A 14,143-nucleotide genomic window follows, 5' to 3' on the forward strand; every position below is an offset into this window, starting at 1 on the left:
TATTATGCGTCTTGTTGTTGAAACATGTCGTTACCGAGTAAGCGCTTCATGGTCTCAACCAGTTCATTTTCCTGATAAGGTTTACCAAGGTATGCATTGACACCGATGCCCATGGCTCGATCTCGGTGCTTACTTCCGGTTCTGGAAGTGATCATGATGATGGGTAAATGGTGGAACCCAGAGTCGTTTCGCACAATGGAGGCGAATTCAAAACCATCCATACGAGGCATTTCAACGTCAAGCAGAATGATATCGGGCGTTTGTTCATGAAGCTGTGATAACGCATCGACACCATCACGCGCTGTTAATACCTCAAATCCTAAACGTTTGAGCAAATTACCTGAGGCTTTTCGCATAGTAATCGAGTCATCAACTACCATCGCAACAGGTGAGCGAGCCTGAATTTTCTCGAGTTCTCTTTCGAGGTTGGCAGCATGGTTGCTATCAAGTTGACCTGACTGACTGGTTTCTATCAGCGTGGGGATATCCAGGATGAAAACAACACGTCCATCACCTAGTATGGTCGCGCCATTAATGGCGGTAATATGGCTCAGTTGTTGACCAATAGACTTGAGCACAATCTCACGATTGCTAACGATGGCATCGACTAGTAAAGCAACTCGCATGTCACCAGAGCGGAAAAGCAGCAATGGTAACTGTTGTTTAGGGTTATCAGGCAAAGTTAGTGGTTTGTCCAACAATGAGCTGAGTGAACGGAAATCATAGTGTTCACCGTTGAACTCATAATGTGGTTGATTGGAGTCAAGCAAGCGCTTTATATCATGGACGCTGATTCGTTCACCGGCATTCACACTACCTAAAGGCACCGCGTATTGTTCATCTTGCACACGCACAAGTAATGCCTGAATAACGGATAAGGTCATTGGCATGCGAATAACAAATGTTGTGCCTTCCCCAGGTTGTGACTGAATACTGAGGCGACCTTTCAGGCTACGGATCTCATTATTGACTACGTCCATGCCGACACCACGGCCAGAAAGCTGAGACACATTGTCAGCGGTACTGAAACCGGACGTGAGAATTAATTGGATCAATTCATCTTCGGTGGGCGTACTATCTAACTGAATCAAGTTAAGACTCAGTGCTTTCTCACGGATTTTATCGACATCAAGACCCTGACCGTCATCACTAAGCGTCATGACCATTTCTGAGCCTTCGCGCTCAATACGTAGGTTTAGCTGACCATTGTCAGGTTTACCTGCAGCAAGGCGGGTGTCCGGATCTTCAATACCATGAGCAATCGCATTTCTAAGTAGATGCTCAACGGGAGCGACCAAACGATCTAAAATCGTTCTATCGAGTTCTAGTTCATCGCCAACGCTGATTAAATCAGCTTTTTTACCGAGTTCGGCTGAGGTTTGTCTGACAATGCGTTCTAGTCGAGGAATAACACCGCTAAAGGGCAGAAGGCGGGTATTCATCAGGCCTTCCTGCAAATCCGTATTGAGTCGTGATTGTTGCAACAAAATAGTATCGGTTTCTTTAACCAAGGTATCCATAGAACGACTGATGTCGTTCAAGTCGATGACACTCTCGGTCAGACCACGCGATAATTGCTGAATCATTGAGAAGCGATCCAATTCTAATGGATCGAAGTCGGAATCATTTTTCAGTTTCTCATCTTCATAACGGAACAGGATCTGTGTTTCAGTCTCGATCTCTAGCTTACGTAGTTGGTCATGAAGACGTGCTACGGTTTCTTCCATTTCATGCAATTGCTGTCGCATTGCTGAATGTTGCTGTGTCACACGGTCGCGAGATATACTGACTTCGCCGGCGAAATTGGTGAGGTAATCTAGCAAATCTGCACGGACACGAACTTGTTCAACATGAGTTGGGGCACTTTTCGCCAAAAATTGCTCTATTTCTGGCAGGACATGGGACGCTGTGTCTGTTTGTTGCTGTTCTGATACTGAGCGCTCATCAAGCTGAAGGTCCTCACCCGCTATTAGCATGCTGATTTCAGCAATAAGTGATAAAGCGGTGGTGATAGCTGTTCTGGCTTTGAGTTGCTCTTGCATCTCAGTCAGCTTGTCCTGACAGCGGAGCAGTAAGTCAAAAAAGTCCTCATCAGCACTACGCTTACGATCGCAGACTGCTAGAACCAGAGTTTCTGTCTGGTGAGTCAGATCCGCCATGGGGGTAATCCCCGCTAGGCGTGCGCCACCTTTTAAGGTATGCAAGTCACGTTGTAATTGTTGCGAATCATATTCACTTTGTTGACTAGCGTTCCAATCTTTAACCGCTTTGCCACTGGAAGTAAGTAGTTCCTCGGCTTCTTCAGTAAAGGCCTCAAGCAGATCGGGATCCAGATCAGATGGTAGCTCAAAATCGGTTTCATCAATATCGATTAGTGCTGTCGGTGAATGCTCGGTTATAACCTCTGACGCTGGTGAGTCGATTTCAACACGTTGTTGGAGGAACTGCTCCACTTGATCTAAGAAGTTTTGTTCTGCGGAGAGAGGTTTGTTCTGTAGCAGTGACTCAATATGTTCGTTAAGTTGCTCGTAGCCCTTCTCCAGCAGATCATTTAAGCCATTATCCTGCGGTTGGCTTTGTTGAATGAGCTTGTTGAGTCCAGCATAGATATCAGCAATGACTGACTGCTTAGCGTGAGTGGCAGTATCCTGCAATTTGGTCAGGGTGGTACTTAACGCTTCTAGGTTTTCTTGATCATTTGGCTGTTGCTGCCAATGAGATAATTGGCCAGTGTATTCATCTAACAGTTCATCCGTCTCTTCGAGTAATACAACTAAAAACTCGGGATCGATAACAGGCGCTGATACCGTTTCTACCTGAGCGGGTGTGAGCTGGAAAATGATGTCGGACAACTCACGAATATCAGGCTCTTCCGCTTTTTCAGTCAGACTTAACAGTATTTGCTCTAGCCCGTTGACCGTTGTTTCAAGTAAGCGCATCTGTTCAGCATCAAGCACCACATCGTATGAATGCAGACGCTTTATTGCTTGGTCCAGATCAGTCGCAATCAAGCCCATGGGCTTGATGCCTGCGACATTGGCACACCCTTTTAGTGAGTGCACGGCACGCAAAAAGGTTTTATCAATTTGACGTGAGAAAGCAATATCTTTCAGACCTTGTTTAAGCGCGGCAATATGTTGCTCAGCTTCGCTGATAAAAATCTGCTGTAACTCATCTTCCTCAGCCAGCTCGGGTTCATGTAAGCCTGTTCGAGTGGCAAGGTATCTATCCACTGACGTTGGTGTTTGGGCTTGGCGGGCTTTATCAAGCAGATAGCGATCAACAGAGCTAAAGTTGACGGCTGGAATCTGCGAGGCTGGTTCAGCTACATTATTTTCTGTTGTTTGGTGGTTAGCAGCCTGTGTTCTCAGGTATCGCTCGACACCGGTTTCATCAGCCAAACGTTGAATGTAGGCTTCTACTTTGGTGAGCTTGTTCGATAGTGAAGCCTGAGGGGCGCTCTTAGCGGTACTATCTTCTTCTGTTAAGCGACGAATATAAGCTTCTACGCTGGTCAGCGCGGCTTCTTCTGAGCGGGTTAATTCAGCTTCATTATTGCCGCTTTCCATTTCCTTCTGACGTCGAATGTATAGTTCAACTTTTGTCAGAACATCTGTTTCAATTGCAAACCTACCGTGATCTGTTGGTTCATGTTCACTGGCATCAATGATGAGTGTTTCATCATTTGTGTATTGAGATAGATCAAATTCAACATCACGATCAAGCTCGTTATCAACGGCACTATCAGTAATATGTGGTTCTGGAGTTGAGGTTGCTACCGTTTCAACATTGGGTGAGTCAGGGTTGAGACACTGCTGTTGAAGTGCTAGTAATGCTTCGACCTCCGCTGTTGTCTCCATGTTCGCTTGAGTGAAACGTGCAAGGAGTGATGGCACAAGTTGCTGCGACTGCGTTGCCAGCGCTTTAACCTGATCTGAATCTGGACGGGTACCATCAATAACATGGTTGAGTGTCTGTTCAACTGCCCAAGCTAACTCACCGATAACGGTGGCGCCAGCCATGCGGCCACTCCCCTTGAGGGTATGAAAATAACGCCGGATATCGGCTAAAGCAGCCTGGTCATTATTGGTAATCCATTGCGGCATTAAGCCGTCTAATTCGGTAAGTACTTCATTGGCTTCTTCGATAAAGATTGTGGCAATTTCTTCATCGATCCCATCAGCAAACTGCCAGTCTTTTTCAGCCGGCATAACACTGGCTGTTGAGTCAGACGCTATGCCTGAAAATGTCTCTGTACTGGTATCTTCTAACGTTTCAACGACATCAGTTTCGACTGCGTCAGGTTCCGCGGTAGAGCTTTCGAACAGTATCGGCCCGTCATCACTGCTTAGTAACGAATCCAGTTCAGCCAAGGCCAGATCTTCTTCCGGCTCAAATGATGAGGCTGAGAGTGGATCTGCCACATCGATCATCGTTTCTGACTCTACATCGGCGGAGTCATAGCTATCGAGTTTATTTGAGGCATCGACTAAGTAGTCACTTTCAGCATGGCCGTGTTGCTTTATACCTTCCATGTAGATATCACAGCAGGCAAGAATATCGGCAAGACGGTTTAACTTCGCGGGTGTGAACGCCTCGTTGCTTTGACTTTGCTGTGCCATTTTGGCAGCCGTTTTATCGATAATCTCAGCCGCTTCCGGGTAGTTGAGCATGTTCATGCTGCCGGCAATCAGTTTAAGTTGTTCTTCACTATCACCTAAGCCATCCGGGTAACGGCCTGATTGGCTCATTAAAGTAAGCGCTTCTTTGATGTTTGCCATTTCCAACAAACATTCATTTATCACTGTATGACGCAGCTGATCATTCACATTGGCTTGGGTTGATGCCTGAATAAACATCTCGACTTTCAGCAACACGTCTGCCAGCTCAGTCAGTGTGACATCATCAGGTTTTTCATCGGCTTCGATGATCGATTCAAGTCGTTCTACTTGATGATGAAGTAAGTTGCTGGCCTCATATTCAGCGAGTAATGCTAGCGTATCTGTCATGCTTTGCAGTTGCTGGATGACCTCAATAAGGCTGTCTGCATTGAGATCGGGATCGCGCGTGTATTCGCTGATCTGCGCTTTTAAATCCTGCAATTGTTCTAGTAATGCCATATGCGCATCGCCCAGCGCATTGTCACTCATGCCGTAAATTTTCGGCTTGTTATCGTAAAAGTGGAGATTGAACGTGGTTTTTAGCAACGTGACATGCGGACCATGGCTGTCAGCTTTAGCAATAACGAGTAGTAGACTAGTAACCAGTTCCGTTGGTAAGGCATTGAGTAATGCCGTTTCGTTTTGTTCGCTTTGTGTTTTGATCGGAACGACTAATTTACCCAGTAGTTGTTTCACCTCTGGAGTTGAGCTCAGGCCTTCTTGTTCAAGCGCTTCAATCAAGGTTTCTGCCGTCCACCAGAACAAGGTGGTTTTTTCTTCCAGACAAGTTAGACGCAGGTAATGCAACATACCGCGCATCTTTTGCAGGCTTTCTTTATCCTGCTGACGCAACCAATTGAGTAATAGAACTTGGAAAGCATGTCCCAATTTGGATTTTTCAATGGTGATAGTGGGCGCTTTGCGGTGTGGATTTGGCGTAATGCTGTCTGGTAGAGCGATACTAAGAACAGCTGTGAAGACATCGCGCTCAGCTAATGGTGTATTGCCTGAGGTAATTCGCAATTCGTTAATACTGTCTAACAATGACAGCGGGTGGTCCTGAAAATCATTGCTCAGCAATTTCAGGTAATTAGGTAACAACAACAGCGCGCGAACTAGTGCATCTTGCACGCTATCACTGTCAGCAAACTTATTGTTTCGCAAGGCGGTGACAGTGTGTTGCATGGCATCAGTGAGCATGGCTGCGCCGGACATATTGATCATGTCAAGTGTGCCTTTGACCTGATACAGAGCCTCTGTGCAGTCAGACAAATTGTTGTCTTGCGCTTCGCCTTCAATGTAACTGTTCATGGCATTTAAGGCATGAGAAAGCGATTGCTGCAGTTCATCCTGAAGCCACATTAACGCGTTGTAATTGCCTTTTATCATCTGTGCCATATCAGTTAATTTTCCTAGTAGTCACCTAGTGAGGTAGCTTGAAGCCTGATACTGATTTACGTAATTCATTGGTTAACTCAAGTAAGCGACCGATAGCTGCCGCACTTTCGTTAGTACCGGTGGATGTTTGCATGGTGATTTCTTGAATCACGTTCATATTTTCTGAGGTTGTGACGGCTGCTGTCGCTTGCTGTTTGGCATTCGAGGTAATGTTGTTGATAAGCTCTGCTAATTGATGCGAGACCGCTTCAATCTGCTCAAGTGAAGCACCGGCATCTTGCGATAGCTTGGCTCCGGCAACCACTTCAGTGGTACTTTGCTCCATTGAAGTAATCGCTTCACTGGTATCGCTTTGAATGGTTTTCACTAAGGCATCGATTTGGCGGGTCGCATTACTGGAGCGTTCAGCCAAACGTTGAACCTCATCGGCAACGACAGCAAAACCACGACCAGCTTCACCCGCCATGGCGGCCTGGATGGCCGCATTCAAAGACAGAATATTCGTTTGCTCCGCGATATCATTGATAAGTTCAACGATATCGCCAATTTGTTGTGAACTCTCACCGAGCCGTTTGATCCGTTTGGATGTCTCCTGAATCTGCTCGCGAATGGTATCCATACCGTTGATAGCTTTTTTTACCGCACTATTACCTTGTACGGCGAGTGATACGGATTGCTTCGCTACTTCAGAAGATTGCGAGGCATTATCTGATACTTGTTCGATGGAGCCTGCCATTTGCGTGATGGCGCTACTGACTTCGGTAATTTGTTGTGCTTGATGTTCGCTGGCATCAGTAAGATGCAACGCCGTGGCCTGTGTTTCCTGAGCCGCGGAAGCAACTTGCAGAGTAGTAGAGTTAATTTGTTCAACCAGACTACGCAAGGCATCGATGGTGTAGTTCACCGAGTCGGCAATCGCACCGGTAATGTCTTCGGTTACTGTGGCGCTGACGGTCAAGTCACCGTCAGCCAAGTCACCCATTTCATCCAGTAAGCGTAAGATCGCGTCTTGGTTATGGCGGTTTTGTAATTCCATATTATCCATGGCGCTTTTGAGCTTTTTGAGTGGTGCGTAGCTTAGACGTATAGCAATAATGAAACTCAAGACAAAGGCTACTGCAATAGCAATGAGCAGGTGTAATTGGTTATCGTAATAAGCTTGATATTGATCACTCGCCACAAGCCACAGCCCGCCCAGCGCAACGGTTACAAATAGCAGTAACAAAATCATGTTGAGCCAGTTACCCTTGCTCATCAGAGAAGAGAAAAATAGTTTGCTCGTTGAGTTCATAAACCGTGTCCTGATATCGAAAAATTATGCCGCGGCGTTCATAAAACGCGGATCGTTAATGAGTTTGTGAAAACTGAATACGTCCCAGCCTCTGTCTTGCTGAAAGACACTTCCGGTGAGATAAGGGGTTAGATTCACCGGTCGGCTGGAAGCAATCGGGCCGGGTTCTTGTTGAAAATGTTTGAGTCCAAACACTTCATCTACTAATACTCCTGTAGACAGGTCACTGTGGTTGATCACCATGACTCGGCTGCGTTTGGATACCTTGGAGGCTTTTCCGTGTAAGTACAGATTGAGATCAAACACAGGGAGTAGTTCACCACGTAGATTGACGATGCCAAACACCCATGACTGAGCTTTAGGTACGGGGGTTACTTGTTCTGGTAAAGGAAAAACTTCGCGGGAATCACTGAGTGGAATAACGTAATGCTGTTCGCCGATGCGAAAGCCAATGGCTGTCCATGTTTCACCCATATCTTCCTGTTGTTCAAGCCCCGCCGCTTTTTGTTTACTGCGACGCTCCATATCTTGCAGGAGGCTAATGATGTCTTCGGGAGTCTGAATATCTGCCATGTTCAGTCCTTAAGCAGAGCATTGATTTGGTCAAAGAGTGCTTCTTCTGCAACAGGTTTGCCAAGGTAGCCTTTTGCGCCCTGACGTAGCCCCCACATTTTATCGGTTTCCTGATTTTTGGATGACACGATGATAATGGGGATATGACTGGTTTCTGAGGCTTTACTGAGTTTTCGGGTGGCTTGAAAACCATTCAGGTTTGGCATAACCACATCCATCAGAATTAAGTCTGGTTGTTGGCTGGTGGCTTTATCTACTGCTTGAATACCGTCTTCTGCAATCAAGACATCATGGCCGTTTTTCTCAAGCAGCTTCTGTAGAACATAAACCTCAGTAGGCGAGTCGTCGGCAATCAGAATAAGCGCCATAAGCTAATCAGCGTCCTTGTTTGGTTCTAACAAATGTGTTCGTAAAGCGCCGAGTAAGTCTTCCTTGGTGAAAGGCTTTGTTAGATATTGCTCAGCGCCAACGACACGTCCCTTGGCCCGGTCAAATAATCCATCTTTGCTTGAGAGCATCACGATGGGGATGTCTCGAAATTTAGGGTTGTTTTTAACCAGCGCACAAGTCTGGTATCCATCCAGGCGAGGCATCATAATATCAATGAACAGAATATCAGGATGATTGGCACTAATGATGGGGAGTGCTTCGAATCCATTATCAGCAGTGAGCACATCGCAACCCGCTTTCTTTAGAAGTGTCTCTGCAGTGCGACGAATAGTGTTACTGTCATCGATGACCATGACCTTCAGGCCGGTAAATTCAGTTATGTTCTCACTCACGATTATGCTTTACCTGAATTGTTGTCGTCATTGTTATAGCTCTAGCGCACGAAGATAACCCATTTTTTGCTGTTAGGCTAGTAATGCCATGAGCTGGATTAAAACCTGATTGGTCGTCGGATTTTTAGCGACGAATGAGTATGAATGACTTGAAAAAACGAAACGGTGACCCATTTCACAGTAGAGACGGCGTTAATACCGCACCCTGCAAACCCGACATAGCGAGATAACCTCATGACCTCCGGCGTTCCTCATCTGACTACAGCACTCAACGGGCCATTGTTGCAATTAGAGTCGCATTTACTAGAAAAGCAAACACAGGTGGAAACCTGGTTACGTGAGCAATGGTTGCAGACCTCCGCGCCGTTTTATGCTTCCGTGGATCTGCGTAATGCTGGATTTAAACTAGCACCGGTTGATACTAACTTGTTTCCCGCGGGGTTTAATAACCTTAATACTTCGTTTATGCCACTTTGTATTCAGGCGGCACAGACGGCAGTAGAAAGAGCCTGTCCCACAGCTAAACGCGTTCTTATCGTAGCTGAGAATCACACCAGAAATTTGTTTTACCTGGAAAGTCTGGAAACGCTGCGGGATATTTTCCAGAAAGCCGGTCTGGAAGCTCGAATCGGTAGTTTGCGAGATGATATTACCGAAACGATGAAGGTTAATTTGCCGTCCGGTAAAACCTGTACGCTGGAGCCACTCGTGAGAAAAGGCAACCGTGTTGCGGTTGATGACTTCTCACCGTGTTTAGTTCTATTGAATAACGACTTGTCGGCGGGGCGTCCCGCCATTCTGGAAGGCTTAGAACAGGTCATCATGCCACCTCTTCATGCAGGCTGGTCAACCCGTAAAAAATCTGATCATTTCACCCAGTACAACGCCGTCGCGAAAGAGTTTGCCGCACAGATTGATATTGATCCATGGTTAATTTCACCGCTTACTTTGCAGTGTGGTGAGGTGAACTTCAAAGAAAAATCCGGTACTGAATGTTTGGCCCGCAATATTGATAATTTACTGATGTCGATTCGCAGTAAATATCGCGAATATAATATCGACCGTGATCCTTTTGTTGTGGTGAAAGCGGACTCGGGCACATACGGTATGGGAATCATGACGGTGAAAAGTGCGGATGAGATTGAAAATCTCAACCGTAAGCAACGCAATAAAATGTCATCGGCAAAAGAAGGTTTGGTGGTCGATAACGTGTTGGTACAAGAAGGGGTGTATACCTTTGAAACATTAGGTGAACACAACGCCGTTGCTGAGCCCGTTATTTATATGATGGATCATTTTGTGGTGGGCGGTTTTTATCGGGTACATACCGGACGCGGTCCCAATGAGAATCTCAATGCGCCGGGAATGCACTTTGAGCCATTAGCATTTGCACAATCCTGCATTACGCCTGACCAGAGTGAAAAGCCGGATTCTGAACCCAACCGTTTTTATGCCTATGGTGTGATTGCCAGACTTGCCTTACTAGCCGCGGCCAGAGAGTTAGTCTGAACTTAAGCGTTATGTTCGCTTAAATAGGCGATAGTCATGGTCTGATTGTGTAATTGACTATGACCATCGTCTTCACCGGAACAGATTTCGCCATTTGAATAAAAGCCGGTAATGCCGGTTTGAAGGCCAAGCAATCTCTGTACAGCGAACACTTCATCCGCAACCTGTGATTCCATGACTAGTTTGCGACCGACACAACTGACACAAATCGCCAAGGCTTTATCGTTAATATCGACATCTTTTTGCAGGATCTGCCGTGCTGCTTCGCTGGCGCCCATAACCAAGCTGTCATGATCGGACTTAAGAAAACGTACCGTTGATCCCTCAGCAATGTTGCCCGCAAAGGTCAGGCTACTCTCTTTTTCATTAATCGAGAGCAGTGTGCGAATCACATTAACGTTTTTCTCATCCATGATGGCGAAGGGAAAATTTAACCCCGAGGCGGGTAACTCGTTGGCATAGTAACCGATGTACATTTTGTACAGAGGCAAGGCCGGTTTGTTGTCCATTTCATAGACAATATTTTTGTTGGATTTTGTGATCCGTCGTGGTGGCCCATATGGATTCCATCCACCCAGAGCGCCACTAGTCACAATCGCATCGTCGCCATAGATGCCCACCGCGATCACCACACGATCCTCAATTTTATCGTTATTGATTAGCAAGGTTTTGGTGAACTTGGCATCATCACCAGCCAGACCACCAGTAATTGGCACATTGGGTAATACTTCTTGCAGGCCTTCTACTAACTCAGAGCCATTCACATTGAGACCATCGCTGAGGACAAACACGCCTTTCAGGTCATCCATCCTGAGTTCGCCTGCAATCTGGGCGCCTAGGGCGTGGGACTGTTCCATGCTGTTCACAGGCTTGCTGATGAAACGTAATGTACTGCGTTCCCATTGCATCGCAGTGATATGCAGACTGTCGTCATAGACACCGTCATCGGTTATTTCACCAGACGTTGTACAGCCAATGATATTGGCTTTGGGATAGCGTTTTTTCAGCGTTTTAGCAAAGCCACGATCGTTAAAGCGGCTAACTGAGCCAAACACCAGTACCCAGTTTGCATCAGGCAAAGGTGATGTTGAGGGCAATTTGTTTAAGCCCATTTTTGCGGGGAGATGTTCCTGTTCAAACTTCATAGATTAGGTTGCCTGGCTCCAGATTAATGCAGCGCGCTTTACACACGTGATTGCAAAAAGCGTAATAAAATCCATCGGCTGATACTACATCAGATTTTTCGCTTTGGGGAATCGCCGAGGGGATAAAATGTGATCTGGTTCACATTTTGTGGGGTGGGGTGAAAAAAATAAAGGGCCGTAAATTCCGTTTACGACCCTTGTAGCATTGCTCTCGCTTTCGTCTTTAACCAAGCATTTTTTTCTTGAGTAGCTCGTTGACTTGTGCGGGATTGGCTTTACCTTTTGAGGCTTTCATAACCTGGCCGACGAAGAAACCAAGCAGCTGTTCTTTACCTTCGCGGTATTGTTGTAGCTGATCAGGGTTGTTAGCCAGCACCTCATCCACCATCGCTTCAATTGCGCCAGTATCAGTAACTTGCTTGAGGCCTTTCGCCTCGATAACGGCATCCGCATCCTTGCCTTCATTTTCCCACAAGGCTTCAAAGACGGTTTTGGCAATTTTGCCAGAAATGGTGTTATCGCTAATGCGTATCAGGACGCCAGCAAGCTGTTCAGCTGTAACGGGTGATTCGTTGATATCAAGACCTGCTTTATTTAGCGCGCCTGACAGTTCGCCGGTAACCCAGTTAGCACATTGTTTCGGGTCTTTACCGCCAGTGGCCGCTAAAACGGCCTCGTAATAGTCGGCAAGCTCACGGCTACTGGTCAACAATGACGCATCATATAAAGACAGACCTAAGTCATTGACGAAACGATCGCGTTTTTCATTAGGCAATTCGGGCAGGGTGGCACGAACTGATTCGATGAGCTCTGGTTCTATGACCAGGGGCAACAGATCGGGATCCGGGAAATAGCGATAATCATTGGCTTCTTCCTTGCTGCGCATGGAACGAGTTTCATTTTTATCCGCATCATATAAGCGGGTTTCTTGAACCACCAGATCACCAGATTCAATGACATCAATCTGCCGTTCAATTTCGATGTTAATGGCGCGTTCGACATTACGGAATGAATTGATATTTTTCAGCTCGGCACGAGTGCCATACTCTTCCTGCCCTTTCGGACGGATTGAGACGTTAGCATCGCAGCGGAAAGATCCTTCCTGCATATTGCCATCACAAATTTCCAGATAGCGCACCAGCGAGTGGATTTTTTTCATGTAAGCGACAGCTTCCTTGGCGCTACGCATATCGGGCTCGGAGACGATCTCAAGTAAGGGGGTACCGGCACGATTCAAGTCGATCCCGGTTTGTCCCTGAAAGTCTTCATGCAATGATTTACCGGCATCTTCTTCCAGATGGGCACGCGTAATGCCAATGACTTTTTCGGTGCCGTCTTCCATTTCGATACTGATCTGGCCAATACCCACAACAGGTAGTTCGAATTGACTGATTTGGTAGCCTTTGGGTAAGTCTGGGTAGAAATAGTTTTTACGAGCAAACACGGAGCGTTCTGCGATTTCAGCGTCAACGGCTAGGCCAAATTTGAGCGCCATTTTCACGGCTTCTTCGTTCAAGACGGGCAACACGCCGGGTAGCCCTAAGTCAACGGCGCATGCCTGTGAATTGGGTGCTGCCCCATATGCAGTTGCTGCACCTGAGAAAATCTTACTTTTGGTGGCGAGCTGGGCATGGATTTCCAACCCGATAACGACTTCCCATTCCATAATGACGGCCTGATTTTAAATGATAAAAAACGATGAATTGTACCAATTATCAGCGCAAACTGAGAACTTTCCAGCCGCGCTGCTCTGCTACAGCCTGTAATTTGGGGTCAGGATCGACAGCAACGGCTGTATCGACAATCTCAAGTAAAGGTATATCGTTATGAGAGTCACTATAAAAAATACTACCTTCCAGCGAATGCTTGTGCTGCGCAAGCCAGACCTTTAATCGTTCCACTTTGCCTTGCTGAAATGAAGGTGTACCGGCAACGCGACCAGTGTAACGACCTTCTTTAAACTCAGGGTCTGTTGCGATTAAATGTTCAATACCTAACATCGCAGCGATTGGCGCGGTCAGAAAACTGTTGGTCGCAGTGATAATCAGTAATGTGTCACCCTGCGCTTGGTGCTTCTCAATTAAAGACTCTGCTGCAGGCAGAATAATTGGCTTAATTTTCTGTTCCAGATAAGCGGCACGCCACGTTTCTAATTGCTCAATACTATGTGTTGCTAAGGGCTTGAACACAAATGCCAAAAATTCAGCAATATCAAGTGAACCGTGTTGATATTGCTCATAATAATGTTCATTAGCACGACGATAAGCTTCCGCATCGACAATACCGTTTTCGCATAAATAGCGTCCCCACAAAAAATCGCTATCGCCACCCAGCAGGGTGTTGTCCAAATCAAAGATTGCCAAAGCCATGATGCCGTACTTGCCTCCGTCTAAATCAAAATTAGCGCCTATTGTAAGCCAAAATGCATTGCATACTGGCAGTGCTTTTAATAATCTAACCACTATTGAAGATAAACACGCTGGGGGTGATTGCGCTCAGCCAGCCAGAGACTTAGTCGTGATTGATAAAGATGGCTTTAGGCCTAATGTGGGGATCATACTCTGCAATGAAGAAAACCAAGTGTTGTGGGCGCAGCGTGCGCAGCATGACTCATGGCAGTTCCCGCAGGGGGGAATAAAATCCGATGAAACGCCGGAGCAGGCGGTTTATCGTGAGCTAATGGAAGAGGTGGGATTAAAGCCAGAGCATGTCGAGTTGCTGGCAATGACTCGCGGCTGGTTACGCTACCGTTTACCCAAACGCTATCTTCGATATGGCAATAAA

Annotated in this window: 10 protein-coding genes; 2 read left to right on the forward strand and 8 right to left on the reverse strand. The window is 46.5% G+C overall.

Translation table 11 applies throughout. The annotated features are described in order from the left end of the window. Positions 1-2: 2 nt before the first annotated feature. From MDMS009_RS03725 to pilG, 5 genes are read right to left on the reverse strand one after another with little or no spacing between them, the layout of a single operon-like run. Positions 3-6,059, reverse strand: coding sequence for a hybrid sensor histidine kinase/response regulator (locus tag MDMS009_RS03725; RefSeq protein ID WP_008290403.1), 6,057 nt, complete (start codon positions 6,057-6,059; stop codon positions 3-5). A 25-nt stretch (positions 6,060-6,084) separates the two neighbouring features. Next, on the reverse strand, positions 6,085-7,350 hold the full coding sequence (locus MDMS009_RS03730) for a methyl-accepting chemotaxis protein (RefSeq protein WP_043887884.1): 1,266 nt from the start codon (positions 7,348-7,350) through the stop codon (positions 6,085-6,087). Between the two features lie 24 nt (positions 7,351-7,374). Continuing rightward, the gene (locus MDMS009_RS03735) at positions 7,375-7,923 is read right to left on the reverse strand and encodes a chemotaxis protein CheW (protein ID WP_008290366.1); all 549 of its coding nucleotides are present in this window, start codon (positions 7,921-7,923) and stop codon (positions 7,375-7,377) included. Between the two features lie 2 nt (positions 7,924-7,925). Then, positions 7,926-8,291 carry a twitching motility response regulator PilH gene (pilH, locus tag MDMS009_RS03740; RefSeq protein ID WP_008290480.1) on the reverse strand — a complete coding sequence of 122 codons (366 nt, stop codon included), beginning with the start codon at positions 8,289-8,291 and terminating at the stop codon, positions 7,926-7,928. A gap of 3 nt (positions 8,292-8,294) precedes the next feature. Next, a complete protein-coding gene (pilG, locus tag MDMS009_RS03745) occupies positions 8,295-8,705 on the reverse strand; it encodes a twitching motility response regulator PilG (protein WP_036310820.1) in 411 nt (136 codons plus the stop codon). Between the two features lie 234 nt (positions 8,706-8,939). On the opposite strand from pilG, the gene gshA reads away from it, so the two are divergent. Next, a complete protein-coding gene (gshA, locus tag MDMS009_RS03750) occupies positions 8,940-10,214 on the forward strand; it encodes a glutamate--cysteine ligase (protein ID WP_008290375.1) in 1,275 nt (424 codons plus the stop codon). A gap of 2 nt (positions 10,215-10,216) precedes the next feature. Here the strand turns inward: gshA and MDMS009_RS03755 are convergent, their stop codons facing one another. The 3 genes from MDMS009_RS03755 to MDMS009_RS03765 form a co-directional block, all read right to left on the reverse strand. Further along, positions 10,217-11,359, reverse strand: a complete 1,143-nt coding sequence (locus MDMS009_RS03755) for an FIST signal transduction protein (RefSeq protein ID WP_008290436.1) — start codon at positions 11,357-11,359, stop codon at positions 10,217-10,219. A 223-nt stretch (positions 11,360-11,582) separates the two neighbouring features. Then, positions 11,583-13,025 carry an Asp-tRNA(Asn)/Glu-tRNA(Gln) amidotransferase subunit GatB gene (gene gatB, locus MDMS009_RS03760; protein WP_008290466.1) on the reverse strand — a complete coding sequence of 481 codons (1,443 nt, stop codon included), beginning with the start codon at positions 13,023-13,025 and terminating at the stop codon, positions 11,583-11,585. A gap of 49 nt (positions 13,026-13,074) precedes the next feature. Beyond that, the gene (locus tag MDMS009_RS03765; protein ID WP_008290449.1) at positions 13,075-13,728 is read right to left on the reverse strand and encodes a histidinol-phosphatase; all 654 of its coding nucleotides are present in this window, start codon (positions 13,726-13,728) and stop codon (positions 13,075-13,077) included. On the opposite strand from MDMS009_RS03765, the gene MDMS009_RS16685 reads away from it, so the two are divergent. After that, positions 13,727-14,143: RNA pyrophosphohydrolase (locus MDMS009_RS16685; protein WP_008290472.1), on the forward strand; the 417-nt coding region annotated here is incomplete at its 3' end. The two genes, MDMS009_RS03765 and MDMS009_RS16685, sit on opposite strands and share 2 nt — an antisense overlap.

The organism is Methylophaga thiooxydans DMS010 (assembly GCF_000156355.1).
GTDB classification, from domain to species: Bacteria; Pseudomonadota; Gammaproteobacteria; order Nitrosococcales; family Methylophagaceae; genus Methylophaga; species Methylophaga thiooxydans.

Coding starts and splice junctions, on each gene's coding strand:
- MDMS009_RS03725 (WP_008290403.1), bottom strand. CDS start 6,059: ATGGCACAGATGATAAAAGGCAATTACAACGCGTTAATGTGGCTTCAG.
- MDMS009_RS03730 (WP_043887884.1), bottom strand. CDS start 7,350: ATGAACTCAACGAGCAAACTATTTTTCTCTTCTCTGATGAGCAAGGGT.
- MDMS009_RS03735 (WP_008290366.1), bottom strand. CDS start 7,923: ATGGCAGATATTCAGACTCCCGAAGACATCATTAGCCTCCTGCAAGAT.
- pilH (WP_008290480.1), bottom strand. CDS start 8,291: ATGGCGCTTATTCTGATTGCCGACGACTCGCCTACTGAGGTTTATGTT.
- gshA (WP_008290375.1), top strand. CDS start 8,940: ATGACCTCCGGCGTTCCTCATCTGACTACAGCACTCAACGGGCCATTG.
- MDMS009_RS03755 (WP_008290436.1), bottom strand. CDS start 11,359: ATGAAGTTTGAACAGGAACATCTCCCCGCAAAAATGGGCTTAAACAAA.
- gatB (WP_008290466.1), bottom strand. CDS start 13,025: ATGGAATGGGAAGTCGTTATCGGGTTGGAAATCCATGCCCAGCTCGCC.
- MDMS009_RS03765 (WP_008290449.1), bottom strand. CDS start 13,728: ATGGCTTTGGCAATCTTTGATTTGGACAACACCCTGCTGGGTGGCGAT.